The organism is Sporosarcina sp. PTS2304 (assembly GCF_003351785.1).
Classification (GTDB): domain Bacteria; phylum Bacillota; class Bacilli; order Bacillales_A; family Planococcaceae; genus Sporosarcina.
The window spans coordinates 2,402,501-2,426,130 of sequence record NZ_CP031230.1; the positions used below are offsets into that span (position 1 = coordinate 2,402,501).

The window sequence follows — 23,630 nt, forward strand, 5'->3', positions numbered from 1 at the left end:
AACTTTATAAATCTCTCCAGAACACTTTCCGCAACGAAATTTTCGACAATCCATTCTTCTACGTCTTGGATATTCAAAATCGCAACTCTTACAACGATAAATATGTAAGACTGAATTTTTCATTGACCGTTCAGCAAGCGGCTTACAATGACGCGGAGAATTGGTGTTTTGCAATAACTGTTTAAAATCATCGTCTCCATGTTTATATCCTTTTCCTTCTATATGAAGATGGTAATGGCCGAACTCATGTTTAATAATTCCAATCAATTCTTGCTCGTCATGAAGTTGTATGACGAGCGGGTTAATTTCGATAAAATGATTAGTAAGCATATATCGACCGCCTGTTGTACGCAGTCTTTTATTGAATATCGCTTGATGCACAAATGGTTTATGAAAAACATCTCTTGATATACGTTCGACGAGTAGCTGTAATTCTTTGTTTTCCATTATTTTTTCGGCGGCAACATAGTTAATGCTATTCGGCCTTTTTGACGATCTACTGAATCGATCCACACGGTGACTATGTCGCCTGAAGCTACTACATCTAGAGGATGTTTAACGAATCCTTTTTTCAGTTTTGAAATATGCACTAATCCATCTTCTGAAACACCGATATCAACGAATGCTCCAAAATCAACGACATTACGAACAGTGCCCTGCAATTCCATTCCTTCATGTACGTCTTTAATATCAAGTACGTCTGCTTTCAACAACGGCTGAGGGTAGTCATCTCGCGGGTCTCTATTCGGGCGTTGCAACGTTTGAATAATGTCTTGCAACGTTATTTCTCCTACATCTAGTTGTGCAGCTAATTTCGCAGTGTCTACTTTTTCAAGAACGTCCGTCGCTTCTGGTGTACCGAGCTGAGATTTTTGTATTCCTAGTTCTTGTAATAGTAACTCCGCAACTTTATAACTTTCTGGGTGAATTCCGGTTGAATCAAAACGTTCTTTAGATTCAGGTATACGCAGAAAGCCGATTGCTTGTTCATACGTCTTCGCCCCCAGTCTCGGAACTTTCTTCAAATCTGTTCGCTTAGTAAACATTCCTGCCTCTTCTCTTGCTTTGACAATATTTTCTGCAACTGTTTTGGATAGTCCTGAAACATATTGCAAAAGAGAAGAAGAAGCTGTGTTTACGTTAACACCCACCCGGTTCACTGCAGTTTCAACGACAAACGATAAAGACTCTGTCAGATTTTTCTTCGCTACATCGTGCTGGTATTGACCGACACCTATAGATTCCGGATCGATTTTGACGAGTTCGGAAAGCGGGTCTTGCAAACGGCGAGCGATGGAGACAGCACTTCGCTGTTCAACTTGTAAATCCGGGAATTCTTCTCTCGCTTGCGGTGAGGCAGAATACACGCTGGCCCCCGCTTCGTTGACAATGACGTAAGACACAGGTTCCGGCGCTTCTTTAATCAGGTCCACAATGAATTTTTCTGTTTCCCTGGAAGCAGTTCCGTTACCGATCGCAATAATCGAAATCGGATACTTCTTCAATAAATCTAAGATCACTTGTTTTGATGCCTCTTTTTGTGGCTTCGGTGGGTGTGGATATATTACGGATATATCATGAAGCTTCCCCGTTTCATCCACTACCGCCAACTTGCAACCTGTGCGGAAAGCTGGGTCTACCCCGAGAACCGTTCTGCCCTTCAACGGTGGTTGCAAGAGAAGGCTCCTCAGATTTTCGGAAAATACGTGAATTGCCTGCGTCTCCGCTTTTTCAGTTAAAGCTGTACGTACTTCCCTTTCAATAGACGGGGCAATCAGTCGCTTGAAGGAATCTTCTAACGCTTCCCGTATATAGCTCGCAGCTGGAGTTACGTGATGTTTCAGGTAGCTTCTTTCTAAATCACCAACTATGCGTTCAGTCGGAAAGCTGACACCTACACGTAATACATCTTCTTTTTCCCCGCGATTAATTGCCAGTACGCGGTGAGGTACTATTTTATTTAACGGTTCTTCATAATCATAGTAGTTTTCAAACACTTTGCGATCGTCTTCTGCGTCTTTTTTTAATGTAGCTGTTAATTTACCTGAAGACCATGTAACTTTACGGATTTTTTCACGTGTCGAGGCATCTTCAGATACGCGTTCCGCAATGATGAACTTCGCACCTTCTATTGCATCCTCTACCGTATTCACTTCTTTTTCGGAATTTATATACGCCTGAGCAGCTGTCTCGATGGATGCAGATGTTTGTGCCATCAATTGATCGGCCAACGGTTCTAAACCATTCTCAATGGCAATCATCGCTTTCGTCCGGCGTTTTTGTTTATACGGTCTATACAAATCTTCAATTCTTTGCAATACGGTTGCACGCTCAATTTCAGCTTTCAGTGAATCATTCAATTTCCCTTGCTCTTCTATTAAACGAAGCACTTCTTCTTTCCGCTGTTCCAGTGCTTTTACGTAATGATAGGCATCTTCAATTTCTTTAATCTGCACTTCATCTAATGACCCCGTTGCTTCCTTACGATAGCGGGCTATAAAAGGTACTGTGTTGCCTTCTTCTAAAAGTTCGATTACGCTCGCGGTTTGACGTGTGCCAATTCCCACTCTGCTCGCAGTTGCTTCCATAAGACCTTTCGACAATTCAACCACCCTTTCTTCTTTCCACATAATAACATATACCGAATATGCTTTCCTTTCTAATCCCTCTATTTTTAGACGCAAAAAAACCCGCCTCCTATTTAATGAAGCAGGTTAGCCGCTATAAACGTAGCGTCATCATGATCAGCTATTGTACTTTCGACTTTCTTGTATAATTGATAAGGTGTGGAGTTTTCTTGCAAATACTTTTTCGGACTACGCAAATTCACTCCATCCGAATGAAGGAAAAATCGGTCATTTTTATTGTAGGGATAGCGCTGTGTCCGAAGCGATTGCGGACGTCCAGACAAATAACCCATGACCGGCAACGGATAAATCATCTGACCATTTGACTGTAGGATATATAGACGGATATTGCCGACACAACTATATTCCAAAGTTTGTTGTGCATAATAAACTTTTACAATACCGACTGCCGCGCCACGTTTGTGGAACATCTGCTGATTGCAACGCAACAACAAATCGTCAGGTGATTCATGATGATACTCTTTCAGCACTTTCGGGATCACTTCCGCGGATTCCATCGCAAGTGACCCACTGCCTAAGCCATCAGCTATCGCACAAATGAAATACTCTTTTTCTGAATGAATGTAGTATGCATCCCCAGAATCTTTATTTCCCTTTTTCGATTGTTGGTATATACAAGCCTCTACGTATTCATTCTCAAAAGTTTTCATTGTTTCGCACCACCGCTCGTAAGAATTACTTCTTGAAGTTTTTTTATCGCTTTTCTTTGTAATCTGGACACATGCATTTGCGAAATGTTCAATAATTCTCCAGCATCTTTTTGACTCATCTGGTCAATATATGTATATTGAATGATTTGTCTTTCACGTTCACTCAGAACATTCAACGCATTCAATACAAGCATACGCTGATCAGTCTTTTCGAACCCATCGTCCACTTCTCCAATAATATCCAGCAACGTAATGGTACCGCCTTCTGAATCAGCGTCTAGTGTATGATCGATAGACAACGCTTGATAACTTCTGCCCATTTCCATCGCTTCCAGCACAAGTTCTTCGTCAGTATCTAGATATTCAGCAATTTCATAGACCATTGGTGAACGTTGAAACTCTGTTGTCAACGTCTCTACAGCAGCTTTGATTTTCGGACCTAATTCTTTAATACGTCGCGGGACATGGACAGCCCACGTTTTATCCCGAAGAAAACGTTTAATCTCCCCAATAATGGTCGGGACGGCGAACGCTTCAAAACTCCGCCCTTGTTCTGGATCAAAACGACGAATCGCTCCCAACAGACCAAGCATTCCCGCCTGCACGATATCTTCGTGATGCGATTGACCGCGAGAATATTTGCGGGCAATCGAATGAACTAACCTTTCATAATGGAGGACTAGCTTTGTTTGCGCTTCTTCATCATTATTTACTTGATATTCATGGATCCATTCAATTACTTGTTTTTTCGTTTCATTGTCACGAGAAGACTGTTGATTTGACATGCCCTTCTCCCCGCTCTCTGCCCAAGTATTTGGTCATGAAAACAATGACACCCTCCCCATGATCAACTTTTACTTCGTCCATAAGTGTCTCCATGAGATAAAGTCCTAATCCACCTTCGCGTAAAGGGGACTCGTCATTCCAATCCTGATAAGGACCGACTTTCTTTTTTGTTTCTTCGAAGTTAAAACTTTGTCCATGATCTGTTACGACGATTTCTAAGCGATCTTCGTAAATTGCACATCCTAAAATAACTTCGCCTGTTTTTCCATCATCATACGCATGTTGCACTGCATTAGTCACCGCTTCACTCGCTGCAATCTTTAAATCCTCAATCTCGTCATATGTAAAACCAACTCGACTCGCAAGACCTGATATCGCTAGACGTGCAACACCCACGTATTGGGGCTTAGCCGGAACTTTTACTTCAATATAATCAAACGCTTGCATCATCTTCGCCACCTTCTACCTGTTCTATCTGCATAATTTCATTCAATCCGGTAATCTCAAATAGGCGGTAAAGACGTTTGTTCAACCCTTTTATGACTAAACTGCCATTATTAGCTGTCACTTCTTTATAAAAACCTACGAAGACGCCAAGACCTGTACTGTCCATATAATTCACTTCAGACAAATCTAGTTCAACTTCCATACCTTCCGCTTGCTCCAAATTAGCTAAATGTTCCTTCAGCTTTGGTGCAGTATATATATCAATTTCTCCAATAATTTTAAAATTATGTACCAAATCTTTATCTATTTGTTCTACTTGTAAATTCATGTCGCCACCCCGATCAATTTCTTTTTAATGTGTATGCCGTTTTTTGCACACTTCTTGTTTTATACCCATTCTCCCAAAAGCTAAACCTTTAATTTGTTTTCTTCAAAATAACTAAGGTGAAATCATCATGTAACTGATAATCCTGCATTTTGGAAAGTTCATTAAATAAAGAATCAACCATCGTTTGTGCACTCTCTGACTTTACTCGGCACAACAGTTCCTCCAGCATTTCCATTTCCATAAACCCTTTTTCCGTTCTCGTTTCAGTCACACCATCTGTCATTACAGCGATAAAGTCACCTTCTTCCAACTTCACTACACGCTCTTCGTATTTCGCCTGTTCTTGCACACCGAGTAAAAGACCTTTACTCTCTAACAGCGAAAATTCTTGTTGAGCTGCTCGGTAAAACAGTGCAGGTTCATGCCCAGCCGAAGAGTACCGCAACGTTGATGTCTCGGTGTCATACTTGCCGTAGAACATAGAGATGAACATAGAATCTGCAATACTTTTTTCGATCATTTTATTGATGAAACTCAAAACTTCTGAAGGGCTTCTTTTTTCATAACGCAAACTGTCCATACCAAACTTCACCATAGACATATGCATAGCCGCAGACATACCTTTGCCGATAATATCCGCTACAGCCATACATACCTCATTAGGTGTTTCGTTCAAAAAGTACACATAGTCCCCGTTCATCTGCTTTGCGGGTTTGGAAATCCAGCCGACGTCCAGACCAATCACTTCCGGAGTCGTCGTCTGCAATAACGTATTTTGTACTCTCACAGCAATATCCATCTCCATTTGAATGGACTCTTGCTTGCGTATCAAACTCTGGTGTTCTTTTAATGCCAGTCCGTAATGAATCATCATTTCAATTAAAAAATCAAATGACACTCCAACATCCGGAGGTAAATTTTCAATTAACTCTTCAATAGAGTTTTTATGAATGCTAATTACATCTTCCGGAGCAATGCTTTTCTCTATAAAGCTACGACTAAACTGCTGACCTAAATAGAGATCTTCCTCTCCTTTAGAGCGCAGATAATTTTCCAGCATTTGTTTATACTGCTTACCCGCCTCTTGTGGCAATGTAGCTCAACTCCTAGTGCAACCATTTCGTTGCCGTAATCGTAGTTCCCACTCCAACTTCTGTTTCAATGCGAAAATCATCCATTAGACGCTTTACTCCCGGCATACCTGCCCCTAGACCGCCAGAAGTCGTATAACCGTCCGTCATTACTTTTTGCAAATCTGCTATGCCTGGACCTTCATCTGAAGCGATAATAACCAATCCAATACGCTGTCCGACTGCTACAGATTGAATCTCAATGCGTCCTTTTCCAGCATAAAGGTAGATATTTCGGGCTAACTCACTAATAGCGGTGGTGATTCTTGCCTGATCCACCGTTCCAAATCCCGTACTTTTTGCCTCATTACGACCTAACTGTCTTGCCGCAACTATATCCCATTCCGTATTTATGTCTATAGAAGACCTGTGTTCCATGGTCAGGCCTCCAATTCTCTAGTCAATTTCTCTAGCCCATTCTCTAAATCTAATGCGGTTGTTACATTTTCTAAGCGTATGCCCAGCTCGATTAACGTGATTGCTACGGATGGTTGGATACCTGTAATGACTACTTTCGCGCCCATTAAACTTGTCATATGAATGACGTCGCCAAGCACTTTAGCAATAAAAGAGTCAATGAAATCAATTGGAGTCAAGTCAATTACAACTCCCCGCGCCGAGGTCTTATGCAACTGGTTCAATAAATCCTCTTGGAACTGCAATGCGGTTTGGTCATCTAACTCCACTTGAATCGATACAATTAATGTTTCTTTAAGCTTTAGAATCGGGATGCGCATCTTCATACTATTATTCCTCCTCCACAATAATACGGCCTGTCATTTGCAGGGCTTTTTGCATTCCGCGTCTCAGTGTACTTGTCGTTGAGAAGTCTGTCAGATTAATGCCAAGCGTAACGATCGTTTGTGCAATTTCTGGACGGATTCCGACTAACATACATTTCGCACCTACGAGTCGCACTGCATCGGCTGCTTGTATAATGTGATGTGCAACCATCGTATCTACAACCGGTACTCCCGTAATATCAAGCAGTACTACTTCCGCGCGTTGTTTGACGACACCTTCCAGTAAATTTTCCATAATTAGCTTTGCGCGCTCTGTATCGATTGTGCCGACTAACGGCATGACAGAAATCTTTTCAAAAACTGGAATAAGTGATGCAGATAATTCTTGCAGGGCTATCTTTTGTAAACTATCGGTACGCTCCCACTTCACCGAATATTCTTCAATAATACTTTCACGTAAAGGATTGATCCAGTTCGCAAAAATACTTACACCCTTGCGGAGATTTTGTTCTGTTAACACGCCGATTTCAAAGAACAACTCATACACTACAGAAGAGAACGTATCGATTGCGCGATTGATAAATTTAATAGACCAGCCAAAGTGAATGATTTTCTCTGTGAACTCGTCCAATCGCTCCTCATCAACTTTCTCACGATCCGCTAAGTTAGATGTCATCAACTCTGTGAATTCTCTGCTCGTGGTCGCCACTACTGTAGCTGGCATTAAATCAAGAAACCGTTCATCAGAATTGCCTTTCATCTTTTCTAACCAACGCGATGTAATGGTTTCGATATTATCGGATATAGCTTTTCTCATCACTTCATTCATCCTATTTGTTCCTCCCTATTTCTTCAATTACCTCTATTGTAACGAAAAATCATATGAACTACATGTTTTTTGAACAAATTCATTAAAAATACTATAGCAAAAACACTATAGCCTGCTGGCTATAGTGTTTACCTAGTGTGCAATCACACATTTGCTTACAAAAAGTGTAGTTAGAATATGTATGCTAAAATTTAATGAGTCCGAAGCTAACTTGCAATGCTTCATCGACTTGTTTCATTAGTGTATCATCTAAGTGCGTAATTTTGTCTGTTAGCCTAGACTTGTCGATTGTGCGGACTTGCTCGAGCAGGATGACCGAATCCCGCTCGAATCCATGTCGTGCCGCCGTAATTTCGACATGTGTCGGCAATTTTGCTTTTTGTATTTGTGCAGTAATCGCTGCTACGATCACTGTAGGACTAAACCGATTACCGATATCATTCTGAATGATCAGTACTGGTCGCGTCCCCCCCTGTTCCGAACCGACTACAGGCGACAAATCTGCAAAAAAGACGTCTCCACGTTTAATTGCCAACTTTTCAACCTCCGCTGACGCAACGTTCCACGGTATGCTGGGCTTCAAATTCCGCATATAAACATTCTGCCGCTATGTTGAGGTTAATCTGCGACATTTCAACATAACCTCTGATCATGGCTTCCCGTAATAGAGAAGCTTCATCATTTTCCATATGTCTCGCTGTTGTCATATAAACGAAATCACCTTGTAACTGCCCCCGTTTAAAGGTCGCATCTTCATTTTGCTGAAGTAATTTTGTTGAGGGTATACTTAGTATTCTTTTTTTATTTTTATCTGTACACAACTCGAGCACCTCCGACAAACCCATCCCTTTTTTCTATATCAAGTCTATCTTACCATTTATATTCTCATAATAATAGACAAGGATTGAACTCTTATGACAAGATACACAAGTTTATTCGTTAGTTTGTCGAAATGCACGATGATTGCTACGTCTTTTTTATGCAAATCAGTTATTGCTATTTATATATTCTTGGGATTCTCGGGGAAAATGTTACGACTATTTCGTACGGGATGGTGTCTAGTCGGTTTGCCCATTCTTCAATCCTGATTTCTTCATCCCCTTGTTTACCGATTACCACTACTTTTTCACCTTCTGGAAATGCATGAGGTAATGTAATCATACATTGATCCATACAAATTGTGCCGACGATCGGTGCACGTTTGCCTCCTATTAATACATCTTGCCCCGTCAGTCCCCGCTTCAAACCATCTGCATATCCTATAGGTAATGTACCGATCCATTCCTCTTCACTGGTCGTGTATCTTCCGCCATAGCTTATCGGTTGTCCACTAGGCATTTTTTTAACATAAGATAACTCTGTCTCGATTGTCATCGCCCGGTGAAGTGGAAACGGAATATTTTCTGTTACTATATCTGACGGAGAGATCCCATAGAGGCTTATGCCATATCGAATCGCATCCAATGAATACTCAGGAAACATCAAAGCTGCTGCACTATTCGATGCATGGACTAGGCGCGGCTTCACGGGAAAAAGTTTAATAAGCTTTGTGAAATGTTGAAATTGTTTTTTTGTCGGCTCGGCATCCTGTTCATCCGCTCGCGAGAAATGAGTGAATGCTCCATCAATGACCAAATGATCGGATTGTTGGATATACATTAACAGTTGTGCGAGTTCTTGCTCAGTCCGCACACCTATTCTGCCCATTCCGCTGTCTATTTTTACATGAATTTTACACTTTTTATCGAATAACGGCTGTTCATTCACCCGTTGCACCCAGTTTGTACTCGTCACAGTTAACGTAATGTCAAGTTCCGCTGCTACTGCTGCAAACGAACTCGGTGAAGGCCCCAATACGAGAATGTCTATGTTTTGAATATACTTTCTAATAGTTGCCGCTTCATCCAGCGTTGCTACAGCAAGCATGGTGGCTCCCGCTTCTAACGCGGTAAGTGCAGAGCGAACAGCCCCGTGTCCATAACCATCAGACTTTACGACCGCAATCAATTGAGTCGTTTGCGGGAGATAAGACATGATACGCTCTGCATTCTTTCGTATTGCCTCTGTTTTAATTATCGCTCTAGTCGGTCGATAGTCTGTTTCGTTGAACAACTTATTCCACCTCGTTTAGGATAGACTATTTACTGAAATTTTATTATCCATCCGAAAGCGGTAGTTCGTCAATTGATTACGTCATGAATTATTTAGATTCCGTTACAGTCATAGAATTCGCAACGGTCAGCAATTCTTCTTTACTCAATGTATCAGAAGCTACGAAAAATGCTACTCCATTTACTTCCCACTGGATCGACTGCTCCGTCAAAGCAGCTACTGCGAATCCCAAATCTACCGGATCACCTTCGATAGATACAGGTAACTGATTCATCGGCTTCGTTGCCGGCTCTTGAATGACAATATATTCTTTTTCTCCACTAAATGTCATTAAAATCCTCTGACCATTTTCAGTTTTCATGATTTGCTCATCAGACAATGTCGTACCTTCCCAATTGACTGCCGGGTAGTATGTTTGATGATCTGTTTCTTCATTTGTTTCTTCATTTGTTTCTTCTTTTGCTGAATCTTCTTTCGCTTCTTCATCGGATTCTGCTTGGTCACTCTCAGCTTTCGGTTTATCCATTTCTACTTTATAATCAGCCACTTTATGTTCAACACCAAGTGAAATTTTAGCAAACTTGATAGAGATTTTTTCTTCCCCTGCTTCATCATGAATCGTCACTTTATTAGGTAATAACGTTTTCTTGTCGATATGGATTTTTTGTTTCGGCAACAATGTCTTATGATTATTGCGAGTAGCTGTTTCAAACACATATTCTTTTTCCTTCTCTTCCATAGTAGCTGTTTTGTCCGCTTTCATATCTTCCGCCAAAGTCCCGATTAAGTATCCCTGGCTGTTTTGTGCCGGCCAATCACTCTGGAATTTATACGTTTTGCCGATAGATGGCGTAATTACAAATACACCTTCTTCATTTCGAACAATCATTTGTGATTCTTCATTACCCGATTGCGTAACATGTACTTTGTAGAATTCAGGTTTTGTGTGCCATACTTCTACATCGTACACCCGTGGCTCTGCACCTGTTTTAATTTCCATGGAGGCATTGAGTTCATACCCTTTTGTGTCATTCCATTTATTGCTGAGCTTCTTCATCACATCTTCTTTTGAAGGTTTACCGCATCCTCCAAGTACTAGCATGACCGCTACGACAACTAACAACCAAAATTTTTTCCGCATTCAATTCATCCTTTCTCCAATCAATTCGGGTAGCTCATCTTATGAGAAGGATGTATTGAATATGCGAGCTTGTTTAAAATTGTGATGATTGAAGTTCAAGAATTCAGTAATATAACTTGGGCAGCAGCGACTGTTTGTGTATGTGTAATACTGACGAAGCCATTTGCAATCTGTTCTTTAAAGTATAAGACTGGCTGACCGCTCGCTTCAGATAAAACTTCAATATCGAGAAAACTACAGTCTGTACCAATGCCTGTACCACGCGCTTTTGAAAAGGCTTCTTTCGCTGCAAAACGCCCTGCCAAATACTCCGTTTTTCTATGATCTTTTAACTGTTCATAAATATGTAACTCTCTTGCAGATAAAATCCGTTCTCGAAATTTGGCATTACGCCCATCTAAACGTGCGACGCGGTCGAGTTCCACGATGTCTAATCCAATTCCTTGTATCAAAACGAACGTCTCCTTTCCATTTGGCGTGAAAAATAGGTATAATCAGTACGGAAGAATGAGGTGAAACCATGTTTATACGAACGGAAAACTTTTCACAATATGTTCGCGCATATCCTGTCGTTACCGTATTGTTAGTGTTGAATATCGGGATCTATCTATTGACATGGATTCCGGGAATTGGTGATCAACTAGTACTCTTCGGGATTGGCGATAATTTCAGAATTGCTAATGGAGAGTATTGGCGTCTATTGACTCCGATGTTTTTACACTATGATTTTATGCATATCTTATTCAATATGTTCTCTTTATTTGTTTTCGGACCTGAACTAGAAAAGATTGCAGGCAAGGCACGATTCATCACAATTTATATGCTGGCGGGTCTGTTTGGTGATATCGCCACGTACTTCTTGCAGTCTCCCGATTATAGACACTTAGGAGCAAGCGGTGCGATTTTCGGTTTATTCGGTGCATTCGGTGCGCTTGTCTATTACACAAAGCACGTATTCCCACAGCTGAAACAAGTAATTTTACCAATCATCGTCATTAGTGTCATCATGACGTTTTTAGGATCGAATATTAATGTTACTGCACATATAGCAGGAATTATTACCGGTTTCTTAATCGGTCTAAGCTATTTTAATCCTAAAAATATTGTAAGTTGGCGAAAAAACAGTCGCCGACGATAGAGATGAATAGAATAACGTAAATAAACCAAAAAATGCTGGAAGGCGATGCCTTCTATGCATTTTTTTGGTTTTGTCCTCTTGGTGCAGAAAAATAGTATACGTGTTAGGATTCTCCCTACAGAACCGGACGCTTTCCTGAGGGGACGCGGCGGACTCGCCAAAAGTGCATTGGCGATTACGCCTGTCAAGTGCTAAAATGCGCTCCTTTTCGCTACGCTTCACTCGCAAAAGCCGTCCTTCGCCACGGCTTTCCCTGAACCTCCAGGAGTCGCCGATTCTTCCGGGAGAATCCTTGAATTTGTGTCGGGGAGTCAGTCGGTGTTCGTCCAGAAATAGAGTATGGTAAGTTCCACTTCCTGAACAGTGTGGGTGAAGCTTTGGATTGCCTGACTGAATGCATATAGAGTCATTGCTTTTTTCCACTCAGTTCATTGAAACAATCATAGTTGCTGATAACACTTCACCGCTATCTAACTTCAAAAGCGGTCGCATTGTATCAGGCAAGTCTACTTACTTGGTCTTTCACCACCTACAAAGAGTGATCAAACTGTCTTACCTACACTAAGTACGGCTGAAGCTGGAAGACGATCGACTCCCTCTTGAAAATACGATGGTGACAAGGTTTATCGCATCTTGTGTCTAACCAAAAAATATTTTTATTTCAATATGCTAATGATTTTATTCCTAATTATTTATATATTTACGGATATTGTAAACTACAGTGAATGCTCCGCCGACAGTTACAGAAACTGTAAATAGATATGGCATGCACTAATGGATCTCCAAATCCCTATGATGACTGACCCTCCCACGTCTCTTAGCGTCGTGCGCTGACATTCCTTCGTTCGGTCTATCATAAGTTGGAGGCTGGCGAGATGCTCCGGGAGAGGCTCAAGGCCCGATGTACGATAGGGGTGCCAGCTTCTCCGTGTCATGAATAGTATGTTTATTCCAGAATGTACTTAAGACGCTAGTTGGAGACAGTGCAGGTCTGTCAACATGTGTTCTCCGTCAAACCGACGTTTTTTCGTGCATAGAGTATGGAGAACCTTTAGTAGTTTACTGCATAAGACGACCATGGACTGCTTTTTACGAAGCGGATTTTCTGATCGCTGCGTATAATACTCATGAAGCTTAAGGAATGCTGGATTGTTCCGCAGAATCGGCCGGATCGCTTTGAACAGAATGGCTCGAAGCCTCTTACGACCTCGTTTGGATATTTTCTTCTGTCCCTTATGAGTGCCGGAGGAGTTCTCTCGAAGTGTGAGACCCGCTAATTTAATAAGTTGGCGTGGACTCTCATAATCAGTGAAACTCCCTACCTCAGCCAAGAGGCCGGCGATGGTACGATGGGCAATCCCTGGAACGGAAGCTAGAAATTCATACTCTGTCGTTTGGGTAATCAAGGCATCTAGCTCTGCCTTGATGGACTCTAGTTCTTCCTCAATCAGGCGATACTGACGCACGAGAGAAGCGATTTCCCGTCTCGCTCCCCAAGGGGCGACAGTAACCCCAATAGAAGACTGAGCTACCTGAATGAGTTCGGCTGCTTTCTTTGGACGTCTTTGTTTCATCCGTCCCGCGTCTGCACAAATATCGGCCAATTCAGCCGGTGTCATATCGACAATATCTGCGGGTAACGGAGTCTCTTCCAATACGGCAAGCACCATGGCACCGAAATCAGAAAAGACTTGAAACAGCTCCGGAAAATACTTGTCGATCCACCGATGCAGTTTGTTTTTTAAGGCGGAGCGTTCTTTGATCAATGCTTCTTCGATACTATAGCCAGCGCGGATATCCGCTGCCTGATCCCGAAGAAGTTTAGGATGAGAAAAGCGTCCGTCTTTCATCAATCGCGCGATGGTGAGAGCGTCTTTCTTGTCATTCTTGGTCTGCAGGTTATCATCTAACTCTTTCACACGTTTTACGTGCATCGCATTGACAACCACGAGCGGAATGCCTCGATCTTCGAGGAAGTACGCTAAGTTCAACCAATAATGTCCTGTCGGTTCTACACCGACGAGTACGTTAGATTTCCCATGCTCTTTCATACCATCTAGGATTGCTTCATACAGTGCTTCAAAACCTTCGATAGTTTGTAAGAAAGGAAAAGCTTTTTTCATCTCACGACCACGTTCATCGACAAATGTGGCGTAATGTTTGTACTTCGCGATATCGATTCCAACTACTAATGTTTGTTCAGTTACTTGATTAATTTTGTGATTCACTTTAGAATTCATGTGAGTCCTCCTTGTGTATGGTTAGGGGTCAAGCCGTCGATGCCTTGACACCCCCAAATCATATCAAGGGGACTTTTGTATTTCAATAGGGCGTCTCTAATCAGACAGGAATGCTCCGGGAGGATCAGGACGACAGGTGTAACCCGCAACGCACTATCGCGGGGTCCGCCGCGTCCCCTCCGGAAAGCGTATCGTCTGGAAGCGCAAGCCGCAAGACTCTTCAAGTCAGCTTCACTCCATCTAATAAACGAATATAAAGTAGCAGACAAGCCCACGTAGTCTTCACTACATACAAAGAGTGATCAAACTGTCTTGCACACACTAAGTACGGCTTGCGCTGGAAGACGATCGACTCCGGGAGGATCAGGACGACAGGCGTAACCCGCAGTGCACTTTTGCGGGGTCCGCCGCGTCCCCTCCGGAAAGCGTATCGTCTGGAAGCGCAAGCCGCAAGACTCTTCAAGTCAGCTTCACTCCATCTAATAAACGAATATAAAGTAGCAGACAAGCCCACGTAGTCTTCACTACATACAAAGAGTGATCAAACTGTCTTGCACACACTAAGTACGGCTTGCGGCTTACAGACGATCGACTCCGGGAGGATCAGGACGACAGGCGTAACCCGCAGTGCACTTTTGCGGGGTCCGCCGCGTCCCCTCCGGAAAGCGTATCGTCTGGAAGCGCCAGCCGCAAGACTTTTTAAGTCAGCCTTACTCCATCCAACTGCAATAGTCAAAATCTTTTTAAACTAAATGAACGAGAGGATTATACATAACACAGCTAATTACAAGATATATATTTAATCTTTACTTTCAGGATGATGCTCATACCACAGTAAGAACTGCTCCGCTTTTTCTTGTGGCATGTGACGAATCGCCGGAGCGTCTAGTGACATGCCCGATTTTACGTTGATCGTTAGCGTCGCGACTTTTTTCCTTCGGTGAAAATAATTTTGATCCATTTCCATTGATTGTATTCGATTCTTCACCGTAAAGACGGTATGACGACTGACTCCTCTAAAACGCATCGTCAATTGTTTAGGCATAATGGAATAAGCGGCCGTTTTATATTGCCACATGCCGTGTAGATAGATCAAAGGCAACAATACTAACGCAAACAAGCCATATGGAAATAAGTAGTAAGAAATTACCGCTACTACTAGTAATGCAATAAACAGCTTCAACCGGTAATAGAAGTATTTTCCGCGCGCACCAATCTTCTCTGTCGGTACGCTGAAATCTACATGCGGAAAGAGTTCCTGTAATGGTTCGATGATATGGTTTCTTTTTGCTAACGGAAATAATTTAATGCGTGAATTTTCACCAGTTCCTCCCGCACTATTAAGTATTACTGTCGCATAACCGAATAATTGCCTGATGGGATTTTCTGTAATTGTAATATTCTGCACTCGATTGAGCGGAATAGTTACCCGTTTTTTCTCAAGCAATCCACGTGTAATGATTAAATCATTTTTATCGAGAATCACTTTGAAATCGTAGTTCGCTATAAATGTCATAGCCACCGATAATAACCAGACTAGTAAAAATCCTATTACTATCATAATCGCTAAAACAAATACTCCAAATCGGATGAAAGACTGTAATTCACCAAATATCTTATCAAACGGGATTAGTTCTTCTATTTGTGATAGAAATACGGCGGCACCTGATAAAATCACACCGATCCCACCAGACGTAGTAGCCAGCATGAGCAGATCTTTTGTAGTCATTGAAAAGACAGGCATTAACGGTACTGTTTTTTCTAATTGAACTTCCTGCTCTCTCACCAGCAGTAATTCTTCATTTTCATACGTACGTTGCAACGGACCGATAATCCGCATTTTCTTCGCACGTTGGATCTCTTCCTCGATTTTATTCGCAGCTTCTTTAGTAATAGCTGTTAATTCTGCTTCTGAATCTTTACCTGAAGAAGAGCCAGCCGTTTCCACATTCACTTTCACTAATTGAAACGGCCGATGAAAAATACCTTCCGTGTAATCTAAACTTTGTATTCTATCAAATGGAATATAACGTTTCTTTCGAACGAATAATCCTGACTCCATTCGTAATTCCTGATCTTCAAACCAATAATCAAAGCGCCGCCATTTAATAATACCCGACACTAACGTAGAAAGGATCAGCACACTAAAAAAAATCAGCGTCCAATATTGGAAATACCAAGGACCCTCCCTGTCACTTTTAAAACCATTTACTACGAGAACAATAATGAACGGACCAATCAAGTCTTTTAACGATTTTACCGTTTCGACTACCGCTGTAATCCAATGTAATTTATATCGTTGTTCAGACATCGTCTTTCGCCACCCTTGCGAACATCGAAATCCGATTGCGTAATTCATCCGCTTCCTCTGTCACTAAAGCCGGTATCGAATGATTCGTTGCAGCAGTAGATATGGTGATGGAGGCGAGGCCATATTTTCGCAAAATAGGGCCTTCCGCTGTATCCACGTGTTGCACGCGTACCATTGGAATCAATGTGCGATTAACGATAAACAGACCGTGCTGCAACTCTATTTCTGCTTCACGTACTTCATAACGCCAGCGTTCCCACCGAACTTTCGGAAATAGATAGATAGAAAAGAATGCATGCAATACGACAAACACGCCAATAATTACGACGATCCAAATAGGCCACTGAAAAAAGTATGCAAGAAATCCTAAACCGATAGCGACCGCTAATAGGATTACACTTTGTATGACTCCATAGACTCTCCAAACTGACAATCCTTTTCTGGAGATTTGATTTGCTGGTTGTTGTCTCAACCGATCCACCTCTTTTCCTGATTCTTATTATGTATACGTTTTACCTCAAATAACGTTTCATCACTAGTATCATACCATTGAAAAAAGATCCGAGTTGCTAAAAGCAAGCTCGGATCTGGTCGGTTGTCTTATTATCTTTCTGTACGGCCACTGCTACGACGAGAAGCTCCATCTCTTCTGCCGCCGCCTTCGCGCCCGCCACTACGTCTCGCTCCGCCAGCACTACCGCTGAAACTTCTGCTACGTCCACCTTGTGAACGTCCGCCACCACCGCTGCGATTGCCACCTTTGTAGCCGCCGCGATCACGTGAAGAAGGTCTGCGAGAAGGCAATGGACGTTCTTCAGTAATACTAACTGGTGTTTCGTCAACATCCTTCGTCAATGAACGAAGAGCCGCTGAGACGATATCTTTTGGATCGAACTTTTCAAGCAACTGCGCCGCCAATCCAGCATAGTCTTCTGAATTATTTTGTTCAATAGCTTCTGTCAAAGCTTCCACTGCTATTTTCTTCTGCTCAAGCAACGCTTCGTCAGATGTTGGTGGACGTAAAGGTGTCATACGCTTCTTAGTCGTTTCCTCAACGATGCGTAAGTACCCCATTTCCCGTGGTGTTACGAATGTAACGGCAATTCCACTTTTACCTGCGCGGCCTGTACGACCGATCCGGTGAACATAGCTTTCTGGATCTTGTGGAATATCAAAGTTGTATACATGTGTAACACCTGAAATATCCAAGCCACGAGCGGCTACATCTGTCGCTACTAATACATCGATTTTATTATCTTTAAACTGGCGCAATACAGACATACGCTTCGCTTGTGTTAAATCACCGTGGATTCCTTCAGCGATATAGCCGCGGATGCTAAGTGCATGAGCCAACTCATCTACACGACGCTTCGTACGACCGAAAACGATCGCCAATTCTGGTTGTTGAACATTCAACAGTCTTGATAACACATCGAACTTTTCGCGCTCGTGTGATTTTACGAAGAATTGTTCGATATTTTCAACCGTCATTTCTTTAGACTTGATCTTGACAATTTCAGGATTCTTCATAAATGTTTCTGCAATTTTGCGGATAGGTCCAGGCATAGTTGCTGAGAATAGCAACGTCTGGCGCTCAGCCGGCACAGATGCAAGAATCGTGTTGATATCTTCAATGAATCCCATGTTCAACATTTCATCTGCTTCGTCTAATACAAGCGTCTGAACATTGTCTAGCTTTAAAGTTTTACGGTTAATATGATCCAAAATACGTCCTGGAGTACCTACTACGATGTTTGGATTATTGCGTAGTGCACGGATTTGACGTCCGATTTCTTGTCCGCCGTATACGGAAAGAACTTTCGCACGGCTGCCGAAACCTACTTTATAAATTTCTTCTGATACTTGGATAGCCAACTCACGAGTCGGTGCAATAACCAACGCTTGAACTGCAGTGCTTTTAGGATCCAATTTCTCAATGATCGGAATACCGAATGCTGCTGTCTTCCCTGTACCTGTTTGTGCTTGCCCGATTACGTCGCGGCCTTCCATCCCAAATGTAATAGTACCTTCTTGGATTGGTGTTGCCTCTTCAAACCCCATGCGTAGCAAAGCCTTTTGTGTTGTTTCACTAATATTTAGTTCTGAAAACTTCGTCAAAATATTCATTCTCCTTTATTTCTTCATTTGACAATTGGTTACATTCGCAAATGAAAGCGCGGCAAATTCGAGCCATGTACTTTGAAAGTTGGGAGCATTTCCGATATTCCATCTCTGATTTTATAGAGGAAATCTTTTGGAAGGATTCCTGCGTGTGCAGAGGGGTCATATCAATTACACCTAGCGTAATTGCGTCCAGATTTTTATGCAGCACAATGTAAAACCTGTGACATACAAGGAAAGCTCGGTCCTTGCCGAGCGGTGAGACAAGGCAAATCATTGCTAGTCTGCCTACATATCCACCGTTTTATTCAAAAAAAAGTACTCTCCACTAAAATGGAAGAGTGCCGTTGTAAATGTATCCAATTCCTTTCATCATTCTAACACGGCTGACTCCTTACTGCAACGAATCCGCTTAAGTTGCATTAATCAGTCTTCTGTCAGGAATTTCAGAACTTTCTCGAACCAAACATTCCGGTCATCGCTATAGCAAATATGATGCTTGCCTCGTTCAGAAAAAATGAGTTGTTTTCTTTCTGATCCGAGTTGTTCATATAAACTATCCGCCGTCACAGCCGGAACGACCCCGTCCTGTTTTCCCTGGACGAGGCATACGGGTGTTTTGACATCATGATGATACGGTCTCACTAAACGGACAACTCGTAAAAACTCCAAAGCTGCGCGGATAGGAGTGTGTGTCAGCTTGTAATTGTATAAATGATAAAAAGAGTCGGCAGGGTAATTTTTGCGCCTAGATGTTTTCATCATAATTCTCGCATCTTCTACTAAAATCCGCGGACTAATATATTTCGCTGCCGCGCTTAACAGTACCAGTTTCTTAATCGGATAACGTAATGCTAAATACATCGCGATTAAACCACCCATCGAAAAGCCGATTACCACGACTTGATCTACTTCTTTTAGCAACCGCTGCAATTCTAGTTCAGCGGCCATCATCCACGATTCCATAGAGCCTTTTTGTACTCCTTTACCCAGTTCATGCCCCGGCAATACAGGCACTGCGATTTTCCAGTCCGTCTGGCTTTTCAGATAGTGTCTAAATGGTGCCACTTCAAATGGTCCGCCTGTAAAGCCATGGATGAACAATACACCTGTCGTCACAACGTTTCCTCAAGCGGACCCATGATGCGCTCTAATTTCATGCCACGCGACCCTTTAAATAAGACAACAGTATCTTGAGTCAATCGCGGACGCAGTGCATCTACCGCCAACTGCACGTCAGTTGCTGTCCACATCACTTCTAGAGGATACTCTGTCAGTCGGTCAGCTAGCCATTTCATGCGACTTCCGAAAAGAATTACCCCTTGCAGATCCATTTTACGTAAATCATCTGCCAGTCCTTCATGATAGCTTTGCTCATCAGATCCAAGTTCAAGCATATCCCCTAAAACAAGCCATTTGTCTTTGCGTACGTTTGTCTCTTGCATAAATCGAAAAGCGGCTCTCATCGAAGTCGGTGCTGCATTATAAGCATCATTGATTAGAAGAGAGTCATTGATTCCGGTCATTGGTTGCATACGCATATCCGTTAGCTTTGTCTGTTCTAATGATGATTTAATTTGCGCTTCAGTCAATCCAAGCTCTTTCGCAATGATAATCGCAGCTAATGTGTTTTTCACTTGATGTGCGCCGTACACCGGAATCACAAACTCCCCTTCCGTTCTGCCTTGCACAGTAAATGAGCTGCCTATGCTCGTGGATTGAATGTGAGCTACGGTTACATCTGCCCGCTCATAGCCGAACGATATAGTACGCACTTGCGGCTGACTAGCTACTAACTCACGCAGTAACGGTTCATCGCCATCGTAAAGGAGTAAACCATCTATCGCTAACCCATCTATGATTTCAAATTTCGCTTTCGCAATCCCCTCTCTAGACCCGAGATCTTGCATATGTGCTTCCCCGATATTCGTAATAACTGCAAAATGCGGCGAGGCGAGGGTAGAGAGGAAGGAAATTTCGCCAAAACCACTCATTCCCATTTCAAGAATCGCAACTTCTGTGTCGTCTTCCACAGCTAATAGCGTCAGAGGCAATCCTAACTCGTTATTAAAATTGCCTTCTGTCTTTTTCACTTTGAAATAAGGTGACAATACTCCTGCCAGTAAATCTTTCGTCGATGTTTTTCCATTAGAGCCTGTGACACCGATAACGGTACAATGTAATTCTTGGCGATACATGCGAGCCATCTGTTGCAATGCGACTTCTGCATCGTCGACAAATAAAAGCGGGATGCCTTCTGGCGGATTGGGTTCATCTTTTAGCCAAAGTGACGCTGCTGCGCCCTTTTCAATCGCACCTGTAACGTATTGATGACCATTGACTTGTTCTCCGCGGAAAGGTATAAAGAGATCGCCTTTTTGTACGTTGCGAGAATCGATACAAACACCCGTTATTTGTTGCTGTTCGATTTCTTGACCTGCCGCCTGTAACCACTGTTGAATCGTTGATAAATTTCGTTTCACGTAAGAATCCTCCACTTAATCCATTGTATATTGCAATTGTTGTTTTTCTGCGTGGCGCTCTATAGCGAGTTCAATGAGACGGTCGATAAGTTCTGGATAGGTTAGACCCGTTTTCTGCCATAACAAAGGGAACATACTAGTAGGCGTGAATCCAGGCAATGTATTTACTTCATTGATCAATACTTCGTCGTCTTCTGTAACGAAAAAGTCCGCACGTACCAACCCGGCACAATCGAGCACTTTAAAAGCACGAACAGCCATTTCCTTCATATGTTGCGCTGTTTGATCTAATATGTCGGCCGGGATCGATAATTCAGTACTCTGATCTTGATACTTTGCCTCATAGTCATAAAAATCAGCAACTGGACGAATCTCACCCGCTACTGAAACTTCTGGTTGATCGTTTCCTAGAACCGCCATTTCGATTTCGCGCGCAGTAATTCCTTGTTCAATAATAATTTTACGATCAAATTTTAATGCCAATTCAATGGCTTGTTTTAAAGATGAGCGATCAAGCGCTTTACTAATTCCGACACTCGATCCCAGATTCGCTGGTTTAACGAACATTGGATAAGATAATTTTTGTTCCGCTTCATCGAGTAGTACATCGGCATCTTGCTGCCACGCACTGCGAATGAAATGAATGTATTCGACCTGCGCTAAGCCTGCTTGTGAAAATAATTGTTTCATCACCACTTTGTCCATCCCGGCAGATGAAGCCAACACGCCATTTCCCGCGTAAGGAATATTCAATACTTCAAATAAACCTTGCACCGTACCATCTTCCCCGTTCGTTCCATGAAGCAAAGGCAAAATAACTTCAGGCATAGCCCCCTTTAAAAAACCATCTATGTGATCCGATTGCGGTTGTTCAGAAGATAACCGTAATGTTTCGATATTTGTTGCCGCACTTGTAAGGGGCGCGCCTTTAATCCATTCGCCTTGCATCGTAATATAGATGGGCAGGACTTCATATTTTGTTAAATCTAATGCTTGTGTCACTGCTCTCGCCGTCGAAAGAGACACCTCATGCTCTGCAGACTTCCCGCCATAAACTAAACCTAATCGTGTTTTCATATAATCTCCTCACATTCCGTTGTTTTCATTCCTACAGTTTACCATGAATGGAACCAATTCATGAATGAAAAACCAATGTTCGAAATTCTTTTTACTTTCATCGAAACTAAACATTTCACAATGCGTCACATAATGGGTGTACTTCTTAAAAAGTTTTACGATATAATAGGAGATTATAGTAGCTAGGAGATTGAGTCCCTAAGAAAAGGTGAGTCCATACGTGAAAAACTCAAACAGGCTAGGTGAACGATTCGATTGGACGCTTGCCTTTATCATTTTATTATTCGCGATCATTAGTTTTTTTGTCATTGGTTCTGCTCAAACGTCTGAGCAATACACACAAAACTTCGTTGTCAAACAAGTGAGATGGTATATTTTAGGTTCTATTATTGTGGCGATGGTTATGTATTTTGAGCCTCAACAATACAAAAAAATGGCTTGGTATTTTTATGGCTTCGGTATTTTTTTATTATTATTCCTTATGTTGGCGCCTGGTGGACCAGAACAAATTGCAGAGATGCGCTACAATGCCAAGCGCTGGTTGCATCTGCCAGTAATCGGTACTATTCAGCCCGCTGAGTTCATCAAAACATTTTTTATCATCGGTCTCGCCCGCATGGTAAGTTCACATAATGAACGAAAGCTGCATCGTACGTATAAAACAGACTTTTTACTACTCGGTAAAATTGCTCTTATGTTAGTCGTTCCTTTGTATTTCATCATGAAGCAACCTGATTTAGGAACGTCTCTCGTCTTTATTTCCATTACAGCCGCAATTGTTATCGTTTCAGGAATCTCATGGAAAATTCTCGCTCCTCTCTTTGCCGTTGGTGCGGCTTCTGCAGGCGGATTATTGTGGATGGCGCTTTATGCACAAGAATTTATGGATAAAATCGGATTTTCACCCTATCAATTCAAACGTGTCTATTCATGGCTAGATCCATATTCTTATCCAACAGATGAAGGATATAACTTAATTACTGCGATGACTGCGATCGGTTCAGGTGAATTGACGGGAAAAGGATTTCTCGGGAGAGTCGTGTATATTCCTGAAAACCATACCGACTTCATTTTCAGTGTGATTGGAGAAGAGTATGGATTTATCGGCGCGTGTATCGTGATTACACTGTACTTCATATTAATCTATCACTTAACAAAAGTTGCGCTTTCGATGCATGACCCGTTCAGTGTCTATATATGTACAGGTGTCATTGCGATGATCGCTTTCCACGTCTTTGAAAACATCGGCATGAATATTCAGTTATTGCCTATTACCGGAATTCCGCTTCCTTTCATCAGCTATGGAGGAAGTTCGCTATTTAGTAATATGCTTGCCATCGGGTTAATTTTCAGTATGAAATTCCATCAACGGACGTATATGTTCGCAACGAACGACGACAACTAGATGCAAATAAGCAGGCGCCCCCTTTCCCGACACGTGCAAGT

Annotated in this window: 24 protein-coding genes (1 of these 24 cut by a window edge); 2 read left to right on the top strand and 22 right to left on the bottom strand. The window is 42.2% G+C overall.

Annotated elements, in window-relative coordinates; all coding sequences use genetic code 11:
- The 15 genes from DV702_RS11435 to acpS form a co-directional block, all read right to left on the bottom strand.
- A protein-coding gene (locus DV702_RS11435; RefSeq protein ID WP_114924872.1) for a SprT family protein crosses the window boundary here: on the bottom strand, positions 1-447 show its 5' portion. Its footprint begins 6 nt before the window's first position; 447 of the gene's 453 nt are visible here — the first part of the coding sequence; the start codon lies at positions 445-447; its stop codon lies beyond the left edge, outside the window.
- A complete protein-coding gene (locus DV702_RS11440) occupies positions 447-2,588 on the bottom strand; it encodes a Tex family protein (protein WP_114925918.1) in 2,142 nt (713 codons plus the stop codon). The genes DV702_RS11435 and DV702_RS11440 overlap by 1 nt, the downstream gene beginning before the upstream one ends.
- Before the next feature lie 113 nt (positions 2,589-2,701).
- Positions 2,702-3,298, bottom strand: coding sequence for a PP2C family serine/threonine-protein phosphatase (locus DV702_RS11445; RefSeq protein ID WP_114924873.1), 597 nt, complete (start codon positions 3,296-3,298; stop codon positions 2,702-2,704).
- A complete protein-coding gene (sigB, locus tag DV702_RS11450) occupies positions 3,295-4,083 on the bottom strand; it encodes an RNA polymerase sigma factor SigB (protein ID WP_114924874.1) in 789 nt (262 codons plus the stop codon). The genes DV702_RS11445 and sigB overlap by 4 nt, the downstream gene beginning before the upstream one ends.
- On the bottom strand, positions 4,058-4,531 hold the full coding sequence (gene rsbW, locus DV702_RS11455; protein WP_114924875.1) for an anti-sigma B factor RsbW: 474 nt from the start codon (positions 4,529-4,531) through the stop codon (positions 4,058-4,060). The genes sigB and rsbW overlap by 26 nt, the downstream gene beginning before the upstream one ends.
- Positions 4,518-4,859 carry an STAS domain-containing protein gene (locus tag DV702_RS11460; RefSeq protein ID WP_114924876.1) on the bottom strand — a complete coding sequence of 114 codons (342 nt, stop codon included), beginning with the start codon at positions 4,857-4,859 and terminating at the stop codon, positions 4,518-4,520. Before DV702_RS11460 ends, rsbW begins: the two co-directional genes overlap by 14 nt.
- Before the next feature lie 88 nt (positions 4,860-4,947).
- Positions 4,948-5,952 (bottom strand): PP2C family protein-serine/threonine phosphatase, encoded by a 1,005-nt coding sequence (locus DV702_RS11465; protein ID WP_205407177.1) that lies wholly within the window; start codon positions 5,950-5,952, stop codon positions 4,948-4,950.
- 13 nt (positions 5,953-5,965) lie between these two features.
- Positions 5,966-6,367 carry an anti-sigma regulatory factor gene (locus DV702_RS11470; RefSeq protein ID WP_114924877.1) on the bottom strand — a complete coding sequence of 134 codons (402 nt, stop codon included), beginning with the start codon at positions 6,365-6,367 and terminating at the stop codon, positions 5,966-5,968.
- Between the two features lie 2 nt (positions 6,368-6,369).
- Entirely contained in the window at positions 6,370-6,732 is a 363-nt protein-coding gene (locus DV702_RS11475; protein WP_114924878.1) for an STAS domain-containing protein, read from the bottom strand.
- Between the two features lie 4 nt (positions 6,733-6,736).
- On the bottom strand, positions 6,737-7,561 hold the full coding sequence (locus tag DV702_RS11480) for an RsbT co-antagonist protein RsbRA (protein WP_114924879.1): 825 nt from the start codon (positions 7,559-7,561) through the stop codon (positions 6,737-6,739).
- A 184-nt stretch (positions 7,562-7,745) separates the two neighbouring features.
- Positions 7,746-8,096, bottom strand: coding sequence for a type II toxin-antitoxin system PemK/MazF family toxin (locus DV702_RS11485; protein WP_114924880.1), 351 nt, complete (start codon positions 8,094-8,096; stop codon positions 7,746-7,748).
- Between the two features lie 4 nt (positions 8,097-8,100).
- Positions 8,101-8,382: a transcriptional regulator gene (locus tag DV702_RS11490; protein WP_240315607.1), complete on the bottom strand. Its 282-nt coding sequence runs from the start codon at positions 8,380-8,382 to the stop codon at positions 8,101-8,103.
- A 175-nt stretch (positions 8,383-8,557) separates the two neighbouring features.
- Positions 8,558-9,673, bottom strand: coding sequence for an alanine racemase (alr, locus tag DV702_RS11495; RefSeq protein ID WP_114924882.1), 1,116 nt, complete (start codon positions 9,671-9,673; stop codon positions 8,558-8,560).
- Positions 9,674-9,761: 88 nt separating this feature from the next.
- Complete coding sequence (locus tag DV702_RS11500) at positions 9,762-10,814, bottom strand: LolA family protein (protein WP_114924883.1); 1,053 nt, start codon at positions 10,812-10,814, stop codon at positions 9,762-9,764.
- Positions 10,815-10,909: 95 nt separating this feature from the next.
- On the bottom strand, positions 10,910-11,266 hold the full coding sequence (gene acpS, locus DV702_RS11505; RefSeq protein ID WP_114924884.1) for a holo-ACP synthase: 357 nt from the start codon (positions 11,264-11,266) through the stop codon (positions 10,910-10,912).
- A 68-nt stretch (positions 11,267-11,334) separates the two neighbouring features.
- Here acpS and DV702_RS11510 point away from each other — a divergent pair, with 68 nt between their 5' ends.
- Positions 11,335-11,952 (top strand): rhomboid family intramembrane serine protease, encoded by a 618-nt coding sequence (locus tag DV702_RS11510; protein ID WP_114924885.1) that lies wholly within the window; start codon positions 11,335-11,337, stop codon positions 11,950-11,952.
- Positions 11,953-12,914: 962 nt separating this feature from the next.
- Here DV702_RS11510 and DV702_RS11515 read toward each other — a convergent pair.
- The 7 genes from DV702_RS11515 to DV702_RS11550 form a co-directional block, all read right to left on the bottom strand.
- Positions 12,915-14,192 carry an IS110 family RNA-guided transposase gene (locus tag DV702_RS11515; RefSeq protein WP_114924886.1) on the bottom strand — a complete coding sequence of 426 codons (1,278 nt, stop codon included), beginning with the start codon at positions 14,190-14,192 and terminating at the stop codon, positions 12,915-12,917.
- Between the two features lie 799 nt (positions 14,193-14,991).
- Entirely contained in the window at positions 14,992-16,503 is a 1,512-nt protein-coding gene (locus DV702_RS11520) for a PH domain-containing protein (RefSeq protein WP_162805789.1), read from the bottom strand.
- Complete coding sequence (locus DV702_RS11525) at positions 16,496-16,975, bottom strand: PH domain-containing protein (protein ID WP_114924888.1); 480 nt, start codon at positions 16,973-16,975, stop codon at positions 16,496-16,498. The genes DV702_RS11520 and DV702_RS11525 overlap by 8 nt, the downstream gene beginning before the upstream one ends.
- 131 nt (positions 16,976-17,106) lie before the next feature.
- On the bottom strand, positions 17,107-18,621 hold the full coding sequence (locus DV702_RS11530; protein ID WP_114924889.1) for a degradosome RNA helicase CshA: 1,515 nt from the start codon (positions 18,619-18,621) through the stop codon (positions 17,107-17,109).
- 429 nt (positions 18,622-19,050) lie between these two features.
- Positions 19,051-19,743 carry an alpha/beta hydrolase gene (locus tag DV702_RS11540; protein ID WP_114924891.1) on the bottom strand — a complete coding sequence of 231 codons (693 nt, stop codon included), beginning with the start codon at positions 19,741-19,743 and terminating at the stop codon, positions 19,051-19,053.
- On the bottom strand, positions 19,740-21,107 hold the full coding sequence (gene murF, locus DV702_RS11545; protein WP_371682709.1) for a UDP-N-acetylmuramoyl-tripeptide--D-alanyl-D-alanine ligase: 1,368 nt from the start codon (positions 21,105-21,107) through the stop codon (positions 19,740-19,742). Before murF ends, DV702_RS11540 begins: the two co-directional genes overlap by 4 nt.
- A 15-nt stretch (positions 21,108-21,122) precedes the next feature.
- Complete coding sequence (locus DV702_RS11550; protein ID WP_114924893.1) at positions 21,123-22,184, bottom strand: D-alanine--D-alanine ligase; 1,062 nt, start codon at positions 22,182-22,184, stop codon at positions 21,123-21,125.
- A 220-nt stretch (positions 22,185-22,404) separates the two neighbouring features.
- Here DV702_RS11550 and DV702_RS11555 point away from each other — a divergent pair, with 220 nt between their 5' ends.
- On the top strand, positions 22,405-23,589 hold the full coding sequence (locus DV702_RS11555; protein ID WP_114924894.1) for an FtsW/RodA/SpoVE family cell cycle protein: 1,185 nt from the start codon (positions 22,405-22,407) through the stop codon (positions 23,587-23,589).
- Positions 23,590-23,630 lie beyond the last annotated feature (41 nt).